This window comes from Streptomyces sp. CA-142005 (assembly GCF_050942335.1).
In the GTDB taxonomy this organism is placed as follows: Bacteria; Actinomycetota; Actinomycetes; order Streptomycetales; family Streptomycetaceae; genus Streptomyces.
The window spans coordinates 3,311,335-3,332,978 of sequence record NZ_CP192078.1 but is presented as its reverse complement, the minus strand read 5'-3'; the positions used below and the strand labels follow the sequence as shown (position 1 = coordinate 3,332,978).

The 21,644-nt window shown below is 69.2% G+C and carries 18 protein-coding genes and 2 pseudogenes; 10 read left to right on the top strand and 10 right to left on the bottom strand.

Going from position 1 to position 21,644, the window contains the following annotated elements; all coding sequences use genetic code 11:
- Positions 1 to 206 precede the first annotated feature (206 nt).
- The 3 genes from ACQPXS_RS15790 to ACQPXS_RS15780 form a co-directional block, all read right to left on the bottom strand.
- On the bottom strand, positions 207 to 2,147 hold the full coding sequence (locus ACQPXS_RS15790; RefSeq protein ID WP_433449870.1) for a S53 family peptidase: 1,941 nt from the start codon (positions 2,145 to 2,147) through the stop codon (positions 207 to 209).
- A gap of 247 nt (positions 2,148 to 2,394) precedes the next feature.
- Entirely contained in the window at positions 2,395 to 3,030 is a 636-nt protein-coding gene (locus ACQPXS_RS15785; RefSeq protein ID WP_433449869.1) for a DUF305 domain-containing protein, read from the bottom strand.
- Positions 3,030 to 3,707 carry a DUF3105 domain-containing protein gene (locus ACQPXS_RS15780; protein WP_351798356.1) on the bottom strand — a complete coding sequence of 226 codons (678 nt, stop codon included), beginning with the start codon at positions 3,705 to 3,707 and terminating at the stop codon, positions 3,030 to 3,032. Before ACQPXS_RS15780 ends, ACQPXS_RS15785 begins: the two co-directional genes overlap by 1 nt.
- Positions 3,708 to 3,859: 152 nt before the next feature.
- Between ACQPXS_RS15780 and ACQPXS_RS15775 the strand changes: the two genes are divergently transcribed.
- On the top strand, positions 3,860 to 4,312 hold the full coding sequence (locus ACQPXS_RS15775; RefSeq protein WP_433449867.1) for an RrF2 family transcriptional regulator: 453 nt from the start codon (positions 3,860 to 3,862) through the stop codon (positions 4,310 to 4,312).
- A 107-nt stretch (positions 4,313 to 4,419) separates the two neighbouring features.
- On the top strand, positions 4,420 to 5,199 hold the full coding sequence (locus ACQPXS_RS15770) for a hypothetical protein (RefSeq protein WP_433449866.1): 780 nt from the start codon (positions 4,420 to 4,422) through the stop codon (positions 5,197 to 5,199).
- 6 nt (positions 5,200 to 5,205) lie between these two features.
- Here ACQPXS_RS15770 and ACQPXS_RS15765 read toward each other — a convergent pair whose 3' ends face one another.
- Complete coding sequence (locus ACQPXS_RS15765; protein WP_433449865.1) at positions 5,206 to 6,396, bottom strand: globin domain-containing protein; 1,191 nt, start codon at positions 6,394 to 6,396, stop codon at positions 5,206 to 5,208.
- Positions 6,397 to 6,700: 304 nt separating this feature from the next.
- Here ACQPXS_RS15765 and glnA point away from each other — a divergent pair, with 304 nt between their 5' ends.
- Positions 6,701 to 8,062 carry a type I glutamate--ammonia ligase gene (gene glnA / locus ACQPXS_RS15760; protein WP_356303289.1) on the top strand — a complete coding sequence of 454 codons (1,362 nt, stop codon included), beginning with the start codon at positions 6,701 to 6,703 and terminating at the stop codon, positions 8,060 to 8,062.
- A 366-nt stretch (positions 8,063 to 8,428) separates the two neighbouring features.
- On the opposite strand, the gene ACQPXS_RS15755 is transcribed toward glnA, so the two are convergent.
- The 4 genes from ACQPXS_RS15755 to ACQPXS_RS15740 form a co-directional block, all read right to left on the bottom strand.
- Positions 8,429 to 8,827, bottom strand: coding sequence for a hypothetical protein (locus ACQPXS_RS15755; protein WP_433449864.1), 399 nt, complete (start codon positions 8,825 to 8,827; stop codon positions 8,429 to 8,431).
- A gap of 1,057 nt (positions 8,828 to 9,884) precedes the next feature.
- Positions 9,885 to 10,229 carry a hypothetical protein gene (locus tag ACQPXS_RS15750; protein WP_433449863.1) on the bottom strand — a complete coding sequence of 115 codons (345 nt, stop codon included), beginning with the start codon at positions 10,227 to 10,229 and terminating at the stop codon, positions 9,885 to 9,887.
- 897 nt (positions 10,230 to 11,126) lie between these two features.
- Entirely contained in the window at positions 11,127 to 11,330 is a 204-nt protein-coding gene (locus tag ACQPXS_RS15745) for a cold-shock protein (RefSeq protein ID WP_141360305.1), read from the bottom strand.
- Positions 11,331 to 11,551: 221 nt separating this feature from the next.
- Positions 11,552 to 11,800: a hypothetical protein gene (locus ACQPXS_RS15740; RefSeq protein WP_433449860.1), complete on the bottom strand. Its 249-nt coding sequence runs from the start codon at positions 11,798 to 11,800 to the stop codon at positions 11,552 to 11,554.
- Between the two features lie 484 nt (positions 11,801 to 12,284).
- On the opposite strand from ACQPXS_RS15740, the gene ACQPXS_RS15735 reads away from it, so the two are divergent.
- Together ACQPXS_RS15735 and ACQPXS_RS15730 are read left to right on the top strand one after the other, a co-directional pair.
- Positions 12,285 to 12,512: a hypothetical protein gene (locus ACQPXS_RS15735; protein WP_433449859.1), complete on the top strand. Its 228-nt coding sequence runs from the start codon at positions 12,285 to 12,287 to the stop codon at positions 12,510 to 12,512.
- Positions 12,513 to 12,542: 30 nt separating this feature from the next.
- A pseudogene (locus ACQPXS_RS15730) lies at positions 12,543 to 12,887 on the top strand (UTRA domain-containing protein); the annotation flags it as partial.
- Here ACQPXS_RS15730 and ACQPXS_RS15725 read toward each other — a convergent pair.
- The gene (locus tag ACQPXS_RS15725) at positions 12,848 to 13,897 is read right to left on the bottom strand and encodes a hypothetical protein (RefSeq protein ID WP_433449857.1); all 1,050 of its coding nucleotides are present in this window, start codon (positions 13,895 to 13,897) and stop codon (positions 12,848 to 12,850) included. The pseudogene ACQPXS_RS15730 and the gene ACQPXS_RS15725 overlap by 40 nt on opposite strands.
- Before the next feature lie 866 nt (positions 13,898 to 14,763).
- On the opposite strand from ACQPXS_RS15725, the pseudogene ACQPXS_RS15720 reads away from it, so the two are divergent.
- Together ACQPXS_RS15720 and ACQPXS_RS15715 are read left to right on the top strand one after the other, a co-directional pair.
- Positions 14,764 to 14,850: pseudogene (locus tag ACQPXS_RS15720) on the top strand (glutamine synthetase); the annotation flags it as partial.
- Positions 14,851 to 15,008: 158 nt separating this feature from the next.
- Complete coding sequence (locus ACQPXS_RS15715) at positions 15,009 to 16,118, top strand: PP2C family protein-serine/threonine phosphatase (protein ID WP_433449855.1); 1,110 nt, start codon at positions 15,009 to 15,011, stop codon at positions 16,116 to 16,118.
- Between the two features lie 21 nt (positions 16,119 to 16,139).
- Here the strand turns inward: ACQPXS_RS15715 and ACQPXS_RS15710 are convergent, their stop codons facing one another.
- Positions 16,140 to 16,799, bottom strand: coding sequence for an NADPH-dependent FMN reductase (locus tag ACQPXS_RS15710; RefSeq protein ID WP_433449854.1), 660 nt, complete (start codon positions 16,797 to 16,799; stop codon positions 16,140 to 16,142).
- 311 nt (positions 16,800 to 17,110) lie between these two features.
- On the opposite strand from ACQPXS_RS15710, the gene ACQPXS_RS15705 reads away from it, so the two are divergent.
- Genes ACQPXS_RS15705 through ACQPXS_RS15695 form a run of 3 tightly spaced genes read left to right on the top strand, consistent with a single transcriptional unit; the run spans position 17,111 to position 21,635 of the window.
- The gene (locus ACQPXS_RS15705) at positions 17,111 to 17,941 is read left to right on the top strand and encodes an FAD binding domain-containing protein (protein WP_433449852.1); all 831 of its coding nucleotides are present in this window, start codon (positions 17,111 to 17,113) and stop codon (positions 17,939 to 17,941) included.
- On the top strand, positions 17,938 to 20,655 hold the full coding sequence (locus tag ACQPXS_RS15700) for a molybdopterin-dependent oxidoreductase (protein ID WP_433449850.1): 2,718 nt from the start codon (positions 17,938 to 17,940) through the stop codon (positions 20,653 to 20,655). The genes ACQPXS_RS15705 and ACQPXS_RS15700 overlap by 4 nt, the downstream gene beginning before the upstream one ends.
- A 5-nt stretch (positions 20,656 to 20,660) precedes the next feature.
- Positions 20,661 to 21,635, top strand: coding sequence for an antibiotic biosynthesis monooxygenase (locus ACQPXS_RS15695; protein ID WP_433449848.1), 975 nt, complete (start codon positions 20,661 to 20,663; stop codon positions 21,633 to 21,635).
- Positions 21,636 to 21,644 lie beyond the last annotated feature (9 nt).

Below are 21,644 nucleotides of genomic sequence, written 5' to 3'. Positions count from 1 at the left end.
GGCGCTGCCCCCTGGACCGCCGGGTCTCCTTGCTCCAGCGGTGATGGGAGGATTTGACCCAAGGGGCGCTCCGAAAACCCCAGGTCAGGCAGCCGAGAGGCGGCCGGGGGTGGAACAAGTCCGCCAATCACTCCCTCCTGAACGAAACGGGGGCGTGAGGTCACCAGGACCTCACGCCCCCCACTGCTCAGCGGAGCGTCAGTGCGTCAGTGCTTGCGGTACGACTGCACGTAACCGTTCGCCGGCGAACCGACGCCCGTCACGTCGTCGTAGCCCTTGACCGCCGACAGGGAGCTGTCCTTGCCCAGGGTGCGGGCCGAGTAGAGCAGGCCGTCCGACGCGTCGTAGCCGTTGGCGAAGTCCACGCGGGCGACCGCCAGGCCGGAGCCCGTCGGGTTGTCCGTGACGTCGTGGAAGACGCCCTGCTTGCCGTACTTGGCGTAGATCGTCGGGTTGGCGAAGCCGATCGCCTTGCCGCCGCGCGCCTCCTGGGCCAGGGCCTGGACCGCCGCGATGACCGGAGCGGCGAGCGAGGTGCCGCCGATGCGGTACTCGCTGTACTGCTCCGAGCCGTCCGGGAAGGACTGGGTCTGGCCGACCAGGAAGCCGGTGTTCGGGTCGGCGATGGCCGCGATGTCCGGGACGACGCGGTTGCCGTCGGCGCTGTTGGCCTTGGCGAGCGAGTCCGGGACGACGCCCTTCTGGTAGAACGGCTCGGCGACGGTCTTGCTGGTGCCGCCGCCCGCGCCCGAGGTGAAGGCGCCGGGGAAGTTGGTCCAGCTCTTGCCGTCGGCCGACAGCAGAGCCTTCTCGGTGCCCCAGCCGGTCTCCCACTCGTACGTGTTGCCCTTGCCCACGGCCAGCGACGTACCGCCGACCGCGGTCACCCAGGCGGAGTTGGCGGGAGTGTCGACCTGCTTCACCCCGGTGTGGGCGACCTCGTCGCCGTTGTCACCGGAGGAGAAGTAGAAGCCGATGCCCTGCACCGCGCCCAGCTGGAAGACCTGGTCGTAGGCGGCCGCGAGGTCCGGGGTCTGGTTGGCCTCGATGTCGCCCCAGGAGTTGGAGACGATGTCGGCCAGGTGGTTGTCGACGATCTTGCTGAGCGAGTCCAGCAGGTCGTCGTCGTAGCAGGAGGCCGCACCGACGTAGGTGACGTCGGCGGACGGGGCGACCGCGTGCACGGCCTCGACGTCGAGGGTCTCCTCGCCGTACCAGCCGGCGGCGCCGCACTCCTTGGTCTTGGTGTAGTTCTTCGGCAGCACCTGGTGCAGCTGGCCGGTCTTCCAGGCCGCGTCACCGTGCTTGACCGCGTACGTGCCCGCGTCGTAGGCGATCGTCGGGGACGCGTAGGCGTCCGTGATCGCGATGCGGACACCCTGGCCGGTGTAGTCACCCGCGCCGTACGCGGCGCGCAGCTGCTTGCCGGTGTAGCCCTTGATCGCGTACGGGATCTTGCCGCCGTACGCGTCCGGGAGCGTGGTCGCGATGTTCGAGCCGTAGTACGAGGAGAACGGCCCGGAGTTCTTGAACACGGCGTCCGGCGGCGGCAGCTGGCCGTCGTGGTTGGCCTTGTGCGGGGCGTTGTCCAGGCCGGTGACGGTCAGGACGGCGCCCTTCAGGCCGGCCGGCACGGTGGCCGACTTGGCCGGGGCGCGGTAAGTGGCCGAGCCCTTGGCGAAGTTGTGCAGCTGGGTGCCGAACGCCTTCTCGGCGGCGGCCACGTCACCGGAGACGGCGACGTAGTGCTGGGTGACCTCGGTGACCTTCAGACCGGCCGACGTCAGCCAGGACTTGACGGCGGCCACCTGGGCCTTGCTGGCACCGAAGGCGGCCTGCGCCTTCTTGGCGCTCAGGTACTTGCCGTAGAGCGGCGAGCTGGGGTCGGACACGGACTTGGCGTACGCGGCGAGGCCCGCCGCGTTCTTGCCGGCCAGGTAGACCCGGGCGTTCACCTGGGCGCTGTTCGAGGTCGCGCCCTTGTCCGCCTTGGCCGTGGCCCAGAGCGGCTTGGTGCCCTTCAGTGCCTCACGGGCGGGGCTGTCCGCGGCGTGTGCCGCGGGTATGCCCAGCGCCAGCGCGCCGGCGACCATGGGCAGCGTGGCTGCCATGCTCACGGCGCGCAGCTTGGCGCGGTTGGATCTCATAGAACCCCCTGCGATGCGGTTCGCATGCATGTAGTGGCTGGTACGTCATGCGTCCGCGCGCACGGCCCGCGGCGGTTCGGCCGGCGAATGGATCACACGATGGGGGTCACTCTTTCGATGAACCGTTCATGCCAGGGGAACGAAAAGGTCAAGAGAAGCTCAAGTGGCCGTCAGATAGGGCGAATTGCGCCTTTCGTACCTCACGGTTGTGTAACGGAAATGTGTGGCGGCTGTTCAGGTCCGCCGCTCAGGAACGCGGCTTCGCGCCCCGCTCCTTGAGCATCTGGGTCATCACCTGGAGCTCGCCCTGCTGCGCGTCCACCATGCCCCGCGCGAGCCGCTTCTCCACGCCGACGGTGCACTTGGCGACACAGCCCTCGGCCATGTGGATCCCGCCCTTGTGATGGTCCGTCATCAGCTGCAGGTAGAGGATCTCGGCCTGCTTGCCGTTCAGCGACTGGAGCTTCCTCAGCTCCGTGTCGGTCGCCATGCCCGGCATCAGCGAGCCGTCCCCGCGCTCGGGCATGTCGCCCATGCCCATCCAGGCCATCGGCGGTTTCTCCGACACCTTCGGCAGCCCCCACAGGTCCAGCCAGCCCAGCAGCATGCCGCGCTGGTTGGCCTGCGTCTGCGCGATGTCGTAGGCGAGCCGCCGCACTTCCGCGTTCCGCGTGCGGTCCCGGACGATGTACGACATCTCCACGGCCTGCTGGTGGTGCACGGCCATGTCCCGCGCGAACCCGGCGTCCGCCGACTCCGCGCCCGGTGTCCGCACGACCGGGCCACCGGTCCTGTCCTCGGCGACCGCGTAGGTGATGGCGCCGGCCGCGACGAGCACCGCCGCCGCGGCCCCGGCGATCCAGCCGACGTGCCGGCGCTTCACTACATCGCCCCGCTGGTGCAGGCGGCGCCCGGCTCCGGGGTCTGCGGACCCTGGACGTAGGCGGCGAAGAACTTGTTCACCTCGGGGTCGTCCGCGCTCTTGACGGTCACCTGGTGGCCCCAGGCCGACAGGACCAGCGGCGCCGCCTGGTTCTCGTACGGGCTCATCAGCGAGTACGGCGTCTTCTTCACCTTCGCCGCCAGCGCGTCGACGTCGGACTTGTTCGCCTTGCTCGTGTACGTCACCCAGACCGCGCCGTGCTCCAGCGAGTGCACCGCGTTCTCGTCCTGCAGGGGCTTGGTGTAGACGGTGCCGTTGCAGGTCGCCCAGACCGGGTTGTGGTTGCCGCCGACCGGCGGGTGCATCGGGTACGACACCTTGGTCTGGACGTGCGTCCGCGCCAGTTTGCCGGACCAGGTCCGCACGCCGTCCTTGCCGGTGGTCCAGTGCCCGGAGTCCCCGGAACTCCCGGAGGCCTTGGAGTCGCTCGCCGTGTCCTTCTTCTTCCCGGACTGGGAGTTCACGAGGACCACACCGCCGACCACGAGGCCGGCGACGACCACCACGCTCGCGGCGATGGTGAGCACGCGGTTGCGGCGCTCGCGCGCACGCTCGGCACGGCGCATCTCCTCGATGCGCGCCTTGCGCGCCGCGCTGCTGTTCTTGGCGGAACCCATGAGGTGTCCTTCTGGGGAAAGGGCCGGCAACGGGAAGGGTGGGGCCCGCTGATCGTAATGGGGAGGGGGACGGCTTCCGTAGACAGGGCAGGGCAAAGAGGCGGCCGAGGCGAAATTTTGAACCACGGATGCGCATTACCTACGCTCGTGATATGCGGCTCCTGCGCTCCACCGACCTGGCCCTGCGCGTCCTGATGCGACTGGCCGTGACCGCCGACGCCACGCCCACCACCCGCCAGGTCGCGGCGGACATGGACGTGCCCTACACGCATGCCGCGAAGGTCGTCGCCGAACTCCAGCACCTGGGCCTCGTCGACGCCCGGCGCGGCCGGGGCGGCGGCCTCGCCCTGACCGTCAAGGGCCGTACGGCCTCGGTCGGCGCGGTGGTGCGCACCTTCGAGGGCGAGGGCGACGTGGTCGACTGTGAGGGTACGGCGGGCACGGCCCCCTGCCCCCTGAACTCCGCCTGCCGTCTGCGCGGGGCCCTGCGCCGGGCGCAGGAGGCGTTCTACGCGGCGCTGGACCCGGTCACGATCGACGAGCTCGTCGCCGAGCCGACGGGCCTTCTGCTGCTGGGTATCTCCCGGGGGCCCGCGGCCGGTTGACGCTCTCCGCGGATGTCTTCGGGCAGCTCCGCGTGTCTCCGCCTGTTCATCGGCGGGCGCGGGGGTGCGCGCGTGACTGACGCGAACCATGGGGCGGGTGACCACCGGTGGGACCAGTTCGTCAGAGAGTTCGAGACGACCAGGGCGATCCACGAGCCGAGCGCCAGGCCGCCGCCGAGCGCGAGGCCGCCGGCAAGCGCCCGCGACGCCGGAAGACGACGACGGTGACGGCCGTCGCCGGTGCCGTGGCCGTGCTGGCCGGAGCGGCATTCTGGCTGAGCGCGGGACACGGGACGCGGCACGAGACGGCGGGCGGGACGGCAGGGCCCGCGTCGGCCGCCCCCTCGCAGCGGTCGGCGCGGCCGGAGAGCCCGGCGGAGCCGTCCACGGCGCCGATGTCGATGGTCACCGTGGACCAGGCGTTCCAGGCGCGGGTCGCCGGCTACACCAAGGTCAAGCAGTCGGGCGGTCCGAACTGCACGGGCTCGGGCATGGTGGGTCCGAACCTGACCGCGCTGATCGAGGGGAGCAAGGGCTGCCGGGGTGTGATCGGGGCCCTGTACAAGGACGCGTCGAACAACGAGTACACGATCGTCGCCTTCGGCATGAAGGACCCGGTCGACGTCGTCCACCTGGTCACCGCCCTGAGCACGCACCCCACGGACTACGAGGTGGGCGTGCTGACGCCGCCCGCCGGATCCGGCCTGAGGGCACTGCCGGCGGACAGCGGGCTGGTGCAGTCCTTCGCCGGGTACGGCAGGCTGCCGGTCGTCGGCCTGGGCCAGTGGTCGGACGGTCGTACCGCCGACTACCAGGCCCTGGTCGACAAGCTGTCACCGCTCATGAACAAGGTGACCAAGGTGGCCGGCGGACACGACCGGGGCTGAGCGGGGTCAGCTGCCCTGCTGGGCCAGCCACAGGTCCGGACCGAACACCTCGTAGTGGACGTCGGCCGGGGCCACGCCCTTCTCGATGAGCTGGGCCCGCACCGCGCGCATGAACGGCAGCGGTCCGCACAGGTACGCGCGCGTGCCGGCCGGTACGGCGATGCCGGCGAGGTCGACCAGGCCGGTGCGGGTGCCCGGCTCGGCGTCCCGCTCGTAGAAGAAGTGCACGGACGCGTCCGCGAGCTTCCCGGCGTACGTCTCGTGGTTGGTGCGCAGGGCGTGGTCGGCGGGGGAGCGGTCGCCGTGGACGACGGTGACCGGGCCGCCGTGACCGCTCGCCGCGAGGCCGGCCAGCATCGCGGTCATCGGGGTCACACCGATACCGGCGGAGGCGAGCAGCAGGGGAGTCTCGGCGTCGGCGTCCAGGACGAGGTCGCCGTACGGCTCGGACAGGTCCAGGACGTCACCCACCCGCACGCGCGCGTGGAGGTGGTTGGAGACCTCGCCGTCGGGGGCGTCGTCGCCGGTCACGCGCTTGACGCTGAACTGGCGCAGCGCCTCGCCGGGCGCGCCGGACAGGCTGTACTGCCGGATCTGCCGGGCGCCGTCGGGCAGCTCGACCTGGACGGAGACGTACTGGCCGGCGCGGAAGTCGCGCACCGGGCCGCCGTCGGCCGGGCGGAGGCGGAAGGTGACGACGTCCGCCGTCTCCTCGACGCGCTCCACGACCTCCCAGGGGCGGCGCTCGGTGCTGCCGCTCTCCTCGTACAGCCGCTTCTCGACGGCGATGAGCGCGTTGGCCATCAGCCAGTAGACCTCGGTCCAGGCGGCGGCGACCTCGGGCGTGACGGCCTCGCCGAGGACCTCGGCGATGGCGGCGAAGAGGTGCTCGTGCACGATCGGGTAGTGCTCGGGGGCCACGCCCAGGGAGGCGTGCTTGTGGGCGATGCGGCTGAGCATCGCGTCCGGCCGCTGGTCCGGGTTGTCCACCAGGTACGTGGCGAAGGCGGCGATGGAGCCGGCGAGGGCCTGCTTCTGGGCGCCGGAGGCCTGGTTGCCGCGGTTGAACAGGTCCCGCAGCAGATCGGGGTGGGCGGCGAAGAGGCGGGCGTAGAAGCGCTCGGTGATCTCGCCGATGGCCGCGCCGACTGCGGGAAGGGTGGCGCGGACGGTGACTGCGGACTGTTCGGTCAGCATCAGGACTCCTTGCATCTCAACTGATCCGACCGTAAGAAAAGTTGCATCTGAGATGCAAATTAAACGGACGTGGCATCGCTCACGCCGTCAGCGAATCGGCCATTACGGATGCCGGTCCGAACAGGCAAGATGGGCGATACGGCAGTACATCTGCCGTACGAGAGGCGTTCAGGCCGAGGATGCGTCCGCGATCAAGGTCCGCAACGCGCATGAAATGGTGTTGTGGTGGGATGCTCAGGTGCCCGACCGCCTCCCGCGGGACGGGGGACAGGCGGCCTGACCAGCAAGGATGGGGTAGCGGAAGATGGACAAGCAGCAGGAGTTCGTGCTCCGGACGTTGGAGGAGCGCGACATCCGGTTCGTACGCCTGTGGTTCACGGACGTGCTGGGCTTCCTCAAGTCCGTCGCCGTGGCCCCCGCCGAGCTGGAGCAGGCCTTCGACGAGGGCATCGGCTTCGACGGCTCGGCCATCGAGGGATTCGCCCGGGTCTACGAGTCCGACATGATCGCCAAGCCGGACCCGTCCACCTTCCAGGTCCTGCCGTGGCGCGCGGAGACCCCCGGCACCGCCCGCATGTTCTGCGACATCCTCATGCCGGACGGCTCCCCGTCCTTCGCGGATCCCCGCTACGTGCTCAAGCGTGCCCTGGCCCGCACCTCCGACCTGGGCTTCACCTTCTACACCCACCCCGAGATCGAGTTCTTCCTGCTGAAGGACCGTCCGCTGGACGGCTCCCGCCCCACCCCGGCCGACAACTCGGGCTACTTCGACCACACGCCCACCAACGTCGGCATGGACTTCCGCCGCCAGGCGATCACCATGCTGGAGTCGATGGGCATCTCGGTGGAGTTCTCCCACCACGAGGGGGCGCCGGGCCAGCAGGAGATCGACCTGCGCTACGCAGACGCGCTCTCCACGGCGGACAACATCATGACGTTCCGCCTGGTCATGAAGCAGGTGGCGCTGGAGCAGGGCGTGCAGGCGACCTTCATGCCGAAGCCCTTCTCCGAGCACCCCGGCTCCGGCATGCACACGCACCTCTCCCTCTTCGAGGGCGACCGCAACGCGTTCTACGAGTCCGGCGCCGAGTACCAGCTCTCCAAGGTCGGCCGCTCCTTCATCGCGGGCCTGCTCAAGCACGCGGCGGAGATCTCCGCGGTCACCAACCAGTGGGTGAACTCCTACAAGCGCATCTGGGGCGGCTCCGAGCGCACGGCCGGCGCCGGCGGCGAGGCCCCGTCGTACATCTGCTGGGGCCACAACAACCGCAGCGCCCTGGTCCGCGTCCCGATGTACAAGCCCGGCAAGACCGGCTCGGCCCGCGTCGAGGTCCGCTCCCTGGACTCGGGCGCCAACCCCTACCTGGCCTACGCCGTCCTCCTGGCGGCCGGCCTGAAGGGCATCGAGGAGGGCTACGAGCTTCCGCCGGGCGCCGAGGACGACGTCTGGGCCCTCTCCGACGCCGAGCGCCGCGCGATGGGCATCGAGCCCCTCCCGCAGAACCTCGGCGAGTCCCTGACCCTCATGGAACGCAGCGACCTGGTCGCCGAAACCCTCGGCGAGCACGTCTTCGACTTCTTCCTGCGCAACAAGCGCCAGGAGTGGGAGGAGTACCGCTCGGAGGTCACGGCGTTCGAGCTGCGCAAGAACCTGCCGGTGCTGTAGGCGCAGGCCAGGGCGGGTTTCCGCCGAAACGATCCCTTGGGGCCGACGGTCGTGGACCGTCGGCCCCACTGCGTCTCACAGCCTCTGGGCCGTCTCTGGGCCGTCAGAGCAAATCTCCGACGCCCTGCAGCCATCCTGGGAGCTCCGGCCATGCGTTGCTTCAGGACGGCCCAGAAATCCAGCCAGCGCTGCTCAGCAGTGAGCTGTTCCAACTTTCGCTTCATCGATCAAGGGCCCGCGCACGGCGCGGGCTGGCCCCTTGGCAGACCCAAACGGGCAAGGCCACGGCCAGAACGATGCCTCCGGCGGGGGATCGGCCGGCACCGGGATGGAGGGGGCGCCGTTCGCGGCCGCGGTCTTCGACGCTCATGAGACGACCGTACCCGCAACCGCTACACCGGGCGCGCCCCGCCGGCGGACCGCTGTCCACTCGCACAGGCCGGCGAGGAGCAGGACGGCAGCGAGCAGAAGGGCCTTGACCTGCGGTCCGTCGGCCCAGCCGGGGTGGGCGGGATGCTGCCAGGGAAGCCATCCACTGCCCCAGGAGGCTCCCAAATACCCCGTGAGCAGCAGGGCGTGCGCGGTGCCGGCCGCCGCGGTGATCCAACTGCGTTCGGCAATGCCGAGGGCGAGAAGTCCGATGCCGACCAGGTACCACGGGGAGGCGTAGCTGTTCTCCAGCAGCACGGCCTCCCACGGCTGGTCCTTGCCGAACAGCAACGCCACCAGAGCTGTCGTGATCACAGTGGTGGCTGTGGCGGTCACGCGGACCCACATGCCGCGCCGGGGGACGACGCCCCGGGCCTCGCCACGCAGGCGATACCAGCGGGCGAAGGCGAACCATGCGAGGGGGAGGAGCGCGAACCACACGCCCCATGCCGCGAAGCGCAGGAAGGCTCCGTCGAACTCGCCCGTCAGGCAAGGGGTTCCCGGTTCGTGGACGACGCACAGGCCGGTCAGCTCAGCGTAGGCAAAGGCCGGGTATGACCCGATGTCGCGCCCGTGGCTCCGAAGTTGAAGGCGTACCGGGCGACCGGAACGGCCGCCAGTGCAAGGAGTCCGAAGCCAAGGAGGGGAGTCCATGCTCCGTTGGTCTGCGTGCGGGTCCTCGCCCGGAGGCCTTCCGTCGCAGCCAGCAACGCGGCCGCCTCCCCCCTCGGTTCCGATCCCGCGGCTCGGTGCGGATGTTCCCATCTGTTCCCCCTTGTGGCCTGCGCTCTGGCAGCGCTCGTGAGCGGACCACCAGATGGGCGCCCGCACGGGCGGTCCAGGACCGTCAGACAGGACTGTGCGCTTACGCAGTGAAGCGCCTCCAGGCGGCCCGTGATCGAACTCCTGAAGCGGGTGTCGCAGGTTCGAATCCTGCCGGGACACCAGGGAAGACGCTCCGGATCGATCTTGGCCCGGGCTTTTGGAGAGCAGCTCCTCCCTGCCTGCAGACAGGCCCTGGATGCCCGATCCAGTACAGATGATCTCTCCCTGACGACAAGTCCCTGACATCAACGACGTCGGACGAGGGTGTACACGAGCGCTCATGTCCGGCCGCAGTGGTGCGAGGTCACTTCGCCGATGCCAGCTCTCGATCGAACTCCTAGGAGGAATCAGTGCGGAGACGGTGGTTGGCCGACTCCGGTCTATGGCACCCGAGGCCGGCATCTGGGAGCGGTCTGGCCAACTGAACTCGGGCATTGGCCAATCAATTTCATCGTGCCGATCGACAGGTAGCGCATGGCCCCGGCCCGTGCACGCGCCGACGTTGGCACGCTACGCTGAGGGGGCCAGTCGCGGCTGCCGCGACGCACAAGCTCCTACGGGACCTCCCTCATTCACTGTCCTCCTGCTCGTCGGCCTGTGCCGGGTCGGTGAACTCCTGCTCGTCGGCCTGTGCCGGGTCGGTGAACTCCTGCTCGTCGGCCTGTGCCGGGTCGGTGAACTCCTGCTCGTCGGCCTGTGCCGGGTCGGTGAACTCCTGCTCGTCGGCCTGTGCCGGGTCGGTGAACTCCTGCTCGTCGGCCTGTGCCGGGTCGGTGAACTCCTGCTCGTCGACCTGTACCAGGTCGGGGCTGGTCGTCAGCTCGCCTTCCTCGGCGAGCGCCGGGATGCTCAGGAGCATCAGGCCGGCGGCGGCGGTTGCCAGTACACCGGTGATGCGGGTCATCTTGGTCACGGTGGTGCTCCTCTGTCGAGCGGACTGGAGTCCTGGTGAATTCCTGATCGGGCCTAGGGAAGCCGGAATTTGGGATTGGCTGCGCCACCCTCATCCGCCGTCGGACCCTTCGATCCCGGGTCTTTCTCCAAGCCGAACCAGCCTGAAGAACGGGATCGATCTGCAGGCTATTCGGACATCAGCGACACCCACACTCCGACACGACATATAATATGATTGTTGGTTTGATACCCCTCGTTTGGCCTATCCGCTCCCTCTCGCCGTGGAGTGCCAAGGCAAGACGGTGTAAAAGCAGAGCAGATGGGGTCTCCGTTCGACGCCCTGTCTGCCGTCACCGGCTCACCTCGCAGCCGCATGAACACAGGGTGATCTCCATTGCATGCGTGGCGTTGCCGCGTCGAACCACCTTGGCTTGCACGAAACCGTTGGCCCAGTCCCCCAGGGGACCGCGTCGGTCAATCAAGATGTCGTCGAGGTCGAAACGTGCCAGCGCACAGCGACGCTGAATAGGCGACGGAGCGTCGCGTCCGCGCGGCTGAGCTGACCACCACGGTTCCGGCTGTCCGGCTGTCCGGGTATGCCTCTCATCTGCATAAACGGCCCGGACAGCGCAAAGTGCCGGTGTCCGGGCTGTCCGGTCACAGAGAGCTGCAACACCCCGGGGTGTTACAGCCCGTCGGCGAAGCCGACCTCTCAGTGGGTGCAGGAGTCGGAGGCGACTCCCGATCTGCCCTGCCTTCACGAGGGCTCGCCGCGGCCCCGCTACGGACCCGTTGTGACTTTGCGGGTTCGGGCGGCGGATCACTGCCAGGGGTGCGCACCGACTTGTCCCCCTTTCACCCGGGCAGCAAGAGACCCCGGCCGGTAACCATCCGGCCGGGGTCTCTCTATGCGTTGTTACTCGGGGCGGATGTGCTCCGCCTGCGGGCCCTTCTGCCCCTGGCCGACATCGAACGTGACCCGCTGGCCCTCTTCCAGGGAGCGGAAGCCGGAGGCGTCGATGTTCGAGTAGTGGGCGAAGACGTCGGGGCCGCCGCCGTCCTGCTCGATGAAACCGAAGCCCTTTTCAGCGTTGAACCACTTGACGGTGCCGCTGGCCATGTCTGTCTCCCTCAAGGAAATTCGGAATCCCGCACCGTGCGGGACCCGGAGGTGATCGCCTTGGTCCGGAGAGGCGCTGAACAGCAAGGACGCCCGAGACGTGTGTCACGGGCGAACGGACTTCGGAACCACGACTACTTGTAGCGACGCTACACCGGGCGAGGCCGAAGATCACAGGCCTTATGGGATCGCGTAGGCGAATCTCTGGCGTCACACGGCCGTTACCGGCCGACGTCGCGGCGGCTGCGGACGGCCTTCCACGCCGGCCCGGTCAGATCGACGACCATCATTCCGTCTGCAGCCTCGCGGACGAGGATCCAGCCCTTCGCCTCGAGCCCTTCGAGCTGCTGCCGAATGTCCGGGCCCAGCTCCTCGACGAGCTGCGTCTCCAGCGGTTGCGTGCCGCCGTCCAGGAGCTCCGCGAGCCGGAAGACGAGCGCTTCCTCCTCAGCGGTGATACGGAAGTCCATGCGCTGACGCTACGTCCCTACCGACCAGGGCGCGCGGCCACCCCTAGGCCCCGGCACCATCAGGTGGGGTGGAGTTCCGATCTGAGTGAAGGTCACCCAGGACCGCCTGTGTCGCGTTGGCCCAGCATCAGTGGACGGGACAGGTACATGCCGCTCACTCAAGCACCCGTCGTCGCTTCGCTCCTCCGGGCGGGCGCGGGCGGCCGGCGGCGCCCGCGCTCATGTCTCCGCCCCGCTCGGCACCGGCGGCCTTCCGCTCCCGCCCAAGAGGAAGGCACACAGTGCATGAGGTCAGAACACGTCGTGGCTGGGGCTACACTGCCCGACGCGCCGGAAGCTTGCGAGGCCATGATCACTCGCGCCAAAGCAGCTCCCGGCCAAAGTCGCTACGCCGACCGCTGGATACGCTGCACGCATGAATTCTGGCGGGCTGACCTCAACAAGTGGCCACCGTGATCCGCTCCTGAGCACACTGGCAGAAGCCGTGGCGCACCTCGTGGCAGCAGTGGACACCAGCACAGATGAGGAAGCCTCGCCGGACGCGGTGTCCACATGGTTCGAGTATCCGGCGTACCTCTTCGGCCGCCTCAGCGCGGAAGATCGGCACCGACTCGCAGACCTGTTCCGCGAAGCGGCCATGAAAGAGCCGGAAGGGCCGTGGCGCGAGGCCCTGCTGGCTGTCCCGGACGGGTTCGGCCTCGACGAGGACTGAGCCACAGACACAACTGCGATACAGCAGGGAAGCTGGGAGCCGTACGACCTCACCGGCGGCACTCTCGTCGTCCTCCCCGAGGGAGGGCCGCACGCAGGGGCGGGCGTCGTGAACCGCATGGCGGCGATCGGCGTCTCCGTCAGCCACGCCGTGGAGCGACCCGAGCCGAGGCAGGCGACCGCCGAGGAAGCATCGCTCCTGGGCATCCAGAAGGCCGCCCTCGTCACGCACATCCGGCGGACGTACTACAGCGACCAGGGCCGGCCCGTGGAGACGGCGGATATCGTGGTGCCCGCCGCTCATTGCGAGATCGTCTACGAGATTCCGATCAACCGTCACTGGCCCTGGAGAGGGTGGGCGCTTCCGGCTTGGTGATCACTAAGCCTGGACTCAAAGAGCGCCTTGCGGGCCGTCTTCGTTCGGACTGCTCGGTAGTAGAGCGGTTTCAGGCGGCCGACATACTGCCACGGAAGTGCGTCCGTGAAACCGTCGACCTGACGGAACTGCTCCCTGGCCGCCCTGTAGCGGCCCTGCCGGTACAGGAAGTACCCCAGCAGGTGCCGTACTTCCGGGAGCCTCGGATGGTTCGGATCAGCCAGCGCCACGTCGGCGAGCGCCGTGTCGACCAGCGCACGTACTCGCGGGCTGCGAAATCCGGGATCGCCGAGCTCCAACGCATGGCTCTCGAACCAGGCGATCAGAGGCAGCACGGTCAGCAGGCTGCCCGGCGGCGCACCGGCCGCCGCCTTCTCGGCGAACTCTTGTGCGAGCTTTTTCGAGCCGCGCCATTTCGCGGTCCAGTACTGGAGGGCGCTGTAATGCGCCTCGCAGTGATACGGCGCCCTTGACGTGATCTCGGACCACAGCCTGTTCATCTGCTCGTTGGAGTAGCCCAGTCCCAGCGCTCTCCAGATTTCCGCGACGAGGGGGCTGGGATCGTCAGGGCAGAGCGCCGAGGCCCGTTCGACCTCGTCCTGCGAGGCCAGCAGTTCCCGGTGAAATCCGTCGAATTGGCACTGCGACGTATGTCGGGCAAGCGCCGCACCTCGCAGCTTCCACGCGTACTGGACTCTGGTGTGCGCCACCACAAGCGCGGCGTCCGGGTCTCCGGGACGGGCCTCCTGCCATGCCTTCAGCCAACGGTCGCTTTTCCAGGCAGCGAGGTATCCCAACCGATTGCTGTACAGGGAGCGGCGCTCCCAGTCCTGACCTGCGTCCGCGAAGAGACTGGCGGCCAGCTCCCAGTGCCCCCGGGCGGCAGCCCTGCACGCGCGCTGCAACGCGGCATCGGGGCCGGCAAGGCTGGAGTTCTGCCATCGCAGCGGCAACAGGCCGTACCAGAGCCAGCACCAGAGCAGCAGGCACACGGGAACAAAGAATCCCATGGATGAACGTATCCCTCCAGAAAGGGCGTCGCGACGCACGAGGTGGGGGGTGCTGGCAGTATGCACGTTGCAGGGAGGAGGGCGGAGTATGGGGTTCCGTGTCCGCATGCCGCCTTCTCAGGACGCACCCTGCTAGAGCCTGTCGAATGCGTGTCGAAGGCCGGTCGACGAGGCTCCATGCGCGGGAAGAGAAGCAGGTCGACGGGTGTGCGCCGCTTGTTTCGCCAGGCGCCTTCTAAGCGCCCGGTCGCTCAGCGCGAGCCAGGCCCGTCCGCCGGCAAGGCGCCACCTGCAGGCGCTAGACCGCCGTAGCGCTCACTGTGCGGACCCGACCTCCGAGAGAGCAGCGAGTGAGGGACGTGTGCGGCGGGAGCGCCTTGGACGTTCGCCCAGTTCAGAGGCCTATGTCCGTGCTCCTGGCGCCTGCCCTCCGGAGCCATGGGCCCAGGCTCAGCAAGGCAACACGTGCCCGCGCTGCCGGGAGCCAATCGGGGAGCCAACCGAGGCGTCCGGCTGCGAACGAACCTGATCGGGCGCGGACAGTCGCGCTGCTTGGGCGCAGGTGGGCCACCGGGTTCCTCGCCTCTTCCTGAGCCCCCGGTCAGTCCGGCCTTAACGGCGCCGTAAAGAGTGATAATGAAGCGGTCGATACGCTCAGGCATTCCGTCTCGTACCCTCGGACTTCTGCGGCTGGACCAGTGCCCGGCAACCTGCGCGGACACCCTCGCCGCGATGTGAGGGCTGGGTCGTCTGTGGGCCGTCGAAGGGTGGCCCACGGCGACCATCAACACCAATGACCACCCCGCGAGCACAGGTCAGCGCTGTGCTCATGTTCATGGCATGGGGTCGGTTCGGGCCGACGTCACTTCCTGCGCAACAGGCGGCAGGAGTGGGAGGAGTACCGCAGCGAGGTCACGGCCTTCGAGCTGCGGAAGAACCTGCCGGTGCTGTAGGCGCAGGTCAGGGCGGGTTACCGGCGAAACGATCCCCTGGGGCCGGCGGTCTCGGACCCTCGGCCCCGGCGCGTCTGCCGAGGGCTCGTGGGGCCGGCTGTGACTCCCCGCTCGTATCGTGAAAAGAGACGCAGCCGCGGTGGCAAGGCAGGAAAGTCATGAAGGTACCGGCGGTCGACTACGCGGCCGTGTTCCAGGCCACTCCCGGAGCGGTGGCGCTGGTGACCCCGCAGCTGGTCTTCGTGGACGCCAACCCCGAGTTCCTGACCCTCAGGGGCCTGCCCCGCGAGGAATTGGTCGGTCGCTTCCTGCCCGAGGACCGCCCCGACAAGGACCCCGCCGAGCCTCTCCTGCTCAGAATCCTGGCGTCACTGCGCCGGACGGCGGCAACCGGTGAGCGCAGCACCGTAGCGCTCCAGCGCATCGACATGGAGGACCCCGACCAGCCCGGGGTGGCGCACGAGCGGTATTACAACCTGACCAACATTCCCGTACTCGGACCTGATGGGCGGGTGACGCTGCTGCTGCACCGGGTGGAGGACGTCACGGAGCTCATCCGCGCCCGGGAAGTCGCGCTGACCTTGCAGGAAGCCATGCTGCCCGCTCCCCGGCCGGTCGGCCGGCATCCAGCGGCCGTACGCTACCGGCCCGCCGCCGAAGCGCTGAACGTGGCCGGCGACTGGTACGACCTGGCCGATCTGCCCGGCGATCGCATCGTCGTCGCCGTCGGTGACGTCGTCGGCCACGGCCTGTACGCCGCCGGCGTCATGGGACAACTGCGCAGCGCCCTCACCGCCGCCTCCCTCGTCGCCGAAGGCCCCGCCCGCGCCCTGGAAATCCTCGGGCTGTACGCCCGCACCATCGACGGCGCCGAGAACACCACCGTGGCCACGGCATTCGTCGACTGGGAGACCCGCACCATCACCTACAGCAGCGCCGGCCACCCCCCGCCCGGGCTCCTGCAGAGGGACGGGACCGTCCAGTTCCTGGACCAGGCCACCGACCCGCCACTGGCCGCCCGCCCTCAGCACGCCCCCCGGGTCCAGGCCGTCACGGCCTTCGGCGAGGGCGCCGTTCTCGTGCTCTACACCGACGGCCTGATCGAACGCCGCCGCGAGGACATCGACACCGGCCTCGCCCGGCTCGCCGACTCCCTGGCCCGCCACCGGGCGGAAGAGCCCGAAGCCCTCGCCGACGCCGTGCTCGACGACCTGCTCCCACCCGATGGCGCCACCGACGACACCGCCCTGGTCATCGTGCGCCTGTGAACCCGGCCCGCTGCGTTCGCCTCACGCCTCGGCCCGCTGGGTGACGGCTGCCTCGGTGCGGTCTCCCAGGAACTCGTACCACCGGCGTTCCAGACAGACGTAGCGCACGTCCGCCTCGACGAGGCTGAGGAAACCCGCCACGGTATCGGTGAGACGTCGCTGCAGCCCGGGGTCGGCCAGCGTTCCGTCCTCGGTGAAGGCCTGGTAGCTGTTGGCCACACTGAACATGTCCGGGTAGACGCGGGTTCCCAGGTGTTCCAGGGGGATCCTCAGGGCCCACAGCCCGCGGTTGCCGCCGACCAGGGACGGCGAGGCGGACACGAGCAGCGCGTGCTTGGTCTTGAACGGCTGCGGCCGGACACGGGAGACCCAGTCGATCGCGTTCTTCAGTACTCCCGGCACGGAGGCGTTGTACTCCGGCGAGGAAATGACGAAGGCGTCGCTCCGGTCGAGTCGGTCGCGCAGGGCGAGGGCGCCGGGCGGGAGCCCCTCGCGGGCCTCCATGTCGCCGTCGTACAAGGGCATGTCGAAGTCGCGCATGGAGGCGAGGTCGACGGTGGCACCGGTGTCGGAGATGAGCCGGGCGACGAGCGAGGCGAGGCGGGCGTTGGCCGAATCGGCCCGCAGCGCCGCACCGAAGACCAGGAATCGCAGCGGTCCGGGAGACGTGTCCGTGGGCATGGGTCCGTCCTCTTGTCGTGGGCACGCCCTTCCGGCGAGGCGGCCCCGATGACCAGTGTGGTTCCGCGAGGGCCGACGCGCGACCGACAGCCCGCCGGCCGGACCGGTGGTTCGGCACCCGCCGGGGACGCCGGGCTCATCTCGCTCCGAGGGCCGTCGTCGGCACGCTGGGATACGCTGGCCGAAAGCGCAGTCACAGACATCAGTCACAGACACATGTACCCGCGGGTCGTCCATGGGCGGGACAGCGATTCCCACGGTGTCACGGGACATCCCCCTCCCGGGGGTCTTTTCTGCGTAGGTCGTTTCTCATGGACCTCAACACCATCACGGAAGTAGTCCGGCAGCCGTCCGATCGTCCGGGCGAGGACTGGCACGACGGCGATGCCTGGCTCGCCGGCGGAACCTGGCTCTACTCCGTCGATCAGCCGGACCTGCACCGGCTGATCGACCTCACGGCCCTGCGCTGGGAACCCCTTGTCCCGACGGCCGACGGCGGACTCGAGATCAGCGCCACCTGCACGATCCGCGATCTGCACGCCTTCGCCTGCCCCGTGGACTGGACCGCGGGGATTCTCCTCCGCGCGAGCTGCGAGGCCTTCCTGTCCTCGTTCAAGGTCTGGAACGCGGCGACCGTCGGCGGCAACATCTGCATGGCCCTGCCGGCCGGACCGATGATCACCCTGACGGTGGCGCTGGAGGCGCAGTACGAACTGTGGGCTCCCGACGGCTCCGTACGCGTCGTCGACGCCCTCGGCTTCGTGACGGGCGAGCACCGCAACATTCTCGCTCCGGGGGAGATCCTGCGGCGTGTCACCGTTCCGGCGCACGCGTTGCGCAGACGCACCGCGCACCGGCGCTTCTCCCTGACCCGGCTCGGCCGTTCGACGGTGTTCCTCATCGGTACCCAACGGCCGGTCGAGGCCGATCTGTTGCTCACCGTCACCGCCGGTACCACGCGGCCCGTCCGGATCGCCTTCGACGCCGTGCCCGACGCCCGGACTCTGCGGCAGAGCATCGACGCCCTTCCCGCCGACGTCTGGTTCGCCGATCCCAACGGGACGCCCGACCACCGTCGCCATCTGACACAGCACTTCGCCGAAGAGATTCGCCGCGAACTCCTGGCTGGGGATCTGGCATGACCTATCTCGTGAACGGCAACAGGTTCGACCGGGAACCGGCACCCGGCCAGTGCCTGCGCACCTTCCTCCGCGAACTCGGGCACTTCGGCGTCAAGAAGGGCTGTGACGCGGGCGACTGCGGCGCCTGCACGGTGTGGCTGGACGGCGACCCCGTCCACAGCTGCATCACCCCCGCGTTCCGCGCGGACGACCGTGAGGTGACCACGATCGAGGGCCTGGGACGGCCCGGCGCCCTGCATCCCATGCAGCGGCAGTTCCGCGACGCCGCGGGGTTCCAGTGCGGTTTCTGCACCGCCGGGATGATCATGACCTCGGCGGCCCTCACCGAGGAGCAGAAGGCGGATCTGCCGCGGGCGTTGAAGGGCAACCTCTGCCGATGCACCGGCTACCGGGCGATCGAGGACGCGGTGCGGGGCGTCGGCGCGGTGGAGACGGCCGCGCCGGGCAAGGCCGTCGGGACGAGCGTCGGCGCCCCCGCGGGCGAGGACGTCGTGACCGGTCACGCCGAGTTCACCATGGACACGCACATCGACGGCCTGCTGCACCTCAAGGTGCTCCACTCGCCGCACGCGCACGCCCGGATCCTCTCGGTCGACAAGAGCGCCGCACTGGCCGTGCCCGGCGTGCACCGGGTCTACACCTGGGAGGACGTACCGCGGAAACGCTTCACCACGGCGATCCACACCGACCACCTGGTGGACCCGGACGACACGTACATCCTCGACGACACGGTCCGTTTCGCCGGCCAGCGCGTCGCCGCCGTCCTGGCCGACACCGTCGGGGCGGCGGAGGAGGGCTGCCGGCGCCTGGCCGTCACGTACGAGGTGCTGCCGGCGGTGTTCGACCCCGAGCGGGCGATGGCCGACGGCGCCCCCCAACTGCACGGATCCCACGACCCGTTCGTCCGTGATCCCGTCCACAACATCCTGGTCGAACTCCACTCGGACATCGGTGATGTCGAGGCGGGGTTCGCCGCGGCCGACGTGATCCACGAAGGCACGTACTTCTCACCGCGGGTGCAGCACGGGCACCTGGAGACCCACGGCTCGATCGCCTGGATGGAGGACGGCCGGCTGAACGTCCGCACCAGTTCGCAGTCACCGTCCATCGCCAAGGGCAAACTGGAGCACTTGTTCGGCCTGCGCCCCGACCAGGTACGGGTGTTCTGCAAGCGGGTCGGCGGAGGCTTCGGCGGCAAGCAAGAGGTGATCTCGGAGGACCTGGTCGCGCTCGCCACCCTGGACACCGGGCGGCCCACCTGTCTCGAGTACACCCGGGAGGAGGAGTTCACCACGGCCTCGCCGCGGCATCCGATGACCCTGACGGTCAAGCTCGGAGCGAAGGCCGACGGCACACTGACGGCCTTCCAGGTGCGCAACGTCTCCAACACCGGCGCCTACGGCAACCACGGTGGCGAGACGGTGTACGCGGGCGGCGCCGCCGTCATGATCTACCGCTGCCCCAACAAGAGGTACGACGCGTACTCCGTGTACACGAACACGGTGCCGAGCGGTGCCCTGCGCGGTTACGGGATGACCCAGCCGGCGTTCGCCGTGGAGTCGGCGATGGACGAACTGGCCCGCGCCCTGCACCTCGACCCGCTGGAACTGCGCCGGCGCAACATCGTGCGGCCGGGTGAGCCGCTGCTCGCCCTTCACGAGGGCCCCGACGACGTGCTCTTCACGGAGGACGGGCTCGCCACCTGCATCGACCTCGTGGGCGAGGCCCTGGCCCGTACGGCCGGCCGGCCGCCGCCCGGACCCGAGTGGCTCGTGGGAACCGGTGTGGCGAGTTCCCTGCACGAGACGGCGCCCCCGACCGACCACCTCTGCGAGGCCTGGGTCACGCTCGGCGACGACCTCGTCTACGAAGTGGCCGTAGGAACGGTGGAGTTCGGGGAGGGCACCTCCACGGCCCATGTACAGATCGCGGCGAGCCAGCTGGGCACCACGCCGGCCCGGATCCGACTCGTGCAGTCCGACACCGACCGCACGGGATTCGACACCGGCGCCTTCGCGAGCGCGGGCCTCTTCGTGGCGGGCAACGCCGTCCTGCGCGCGGCCGGCGCCGTGCGCGACCGCATCCTGGAGTTCGCCGCGGCGCACACGGGCGTGCACGTCGTGCTGTGCTCCATGGACGACGACGGCGTCGTCTGCGGGGACCGCCGGGTGTCGCTGGCCGAACTCGTCGCGTCGGCCCGAGCGCGCGGCATCCGGTTCACCGCCGCCCGCAAGGCGTACGGCTCGCCCCGCAGCGTCACCTCCAACACCCAGGGGTTCCGGGTCGCCGTCCACCGGGTGACGGGCGAGATACGGATCCTGTACAGCGTGCAGGCGGCGGACGCCGGAGTGGTCATCAACCCGGCGCAGGTCCGCGGACAGGTGGAGGGCGGTGTCGCCCAGGGGATCGGCTTCGCGCTGACCGAGAACCATCACGTCGACGACAACGGCGTGATGACCAATCCGAACTTCCGGAACTACCGCATGCCCACTTACGCCGACGTCCCCCGTACCGAGGTTCTCCTCGTGGACTCGGCGGATTCGGTGGGGCCCATGCGCTCCAAGGGCATGGCGGAGTGCTGTATCAACCCGGTGGCCCCCGCGCTGGCGAACGCGGTCCACGACGCCACGGGCGTCCGCTACCGCGCGCTGCCGCTGACACCGGAACGGATCTACGGCCGGCTCCACGCACAGCAGTCGGTGCCGGCAGGTTGAGCACCATGGACACCACGAAGAACGTCGCCGCCGCGGCCACGGCGATCATCGGGCAGAAGGTCCTGCCCGGCATGGAGAAGGAGTACGAGACCTGGCAGCAGGACCTGAACGCCGCCGCCGCCTACTACCCCGGCTTCCTCGGGGCCGAGGTCTCGCCGCCGACCCCCCTGCAACCCGACTGGGTCGTGGTGTACCGCTTCGACTCGGTCGCGCACCTTCAGACCTGGATCAACAGCGCGACCCGGCAGACGTACCTCGACGTCGGCGCCAAGTACTTCGACGGCCCGGCGACCCAGCAGGTGGTCAGCAGCGGCACGCGGTCACTGGATCCCCTGGTGACCGTGGTGGTCACCCACCGCGTCCACCCGGACCACGTCGACGACTTCCTTGAGTGGCAGCACCACATGGTCGAGGAGGAGAGCAAGTTCGAGGGGTTCCGCGGGACCGAGCTCTTCCGCCCCGTCGAGGGACTGCAGGAGGAGTGGACCACGCTGTACCGCTACGACACCGCCGAGCACCTCGACGCCTGGCTCACGTCGCCGCAGCGGCAGAAGATCCTGGCCGCGGGCGAGAAGTTCAACGACTTCAAACTGCGCACGATCGACAACTCGTTCGGCAGCTGGTTCGCGTTCGAGGGCGACGGCAAGGAGGCACCGCCGCCGCCCTCCGCGACCAAGACCTCCCTCGCCGTCTGGGTCGGCCTGTACCCGACCGTCGTGCTGCTGACGCTCGCGCTGTTCCCGCTGCACCTGCCGCTCTGGATCGGCCTGCTCGTGGGGAACCTGCTGTCGAGCTTCCTCATGAGCTTCCTCACGATGCCCTTCTACGTGAACCCGCTGCTCGGGCGGTGGCTGCGCCCGCCACCGGGCGAGGCGGTGGTCAGAACCAACGTCCGCGGCCTCGCCGTGGTCGCGGTGGCGATGGTCTTCTGGGCCGCTGTCTTCTATCTCGTCACGGTCCGGTTCTGGACGCTGCCCTGACCCGTTCGC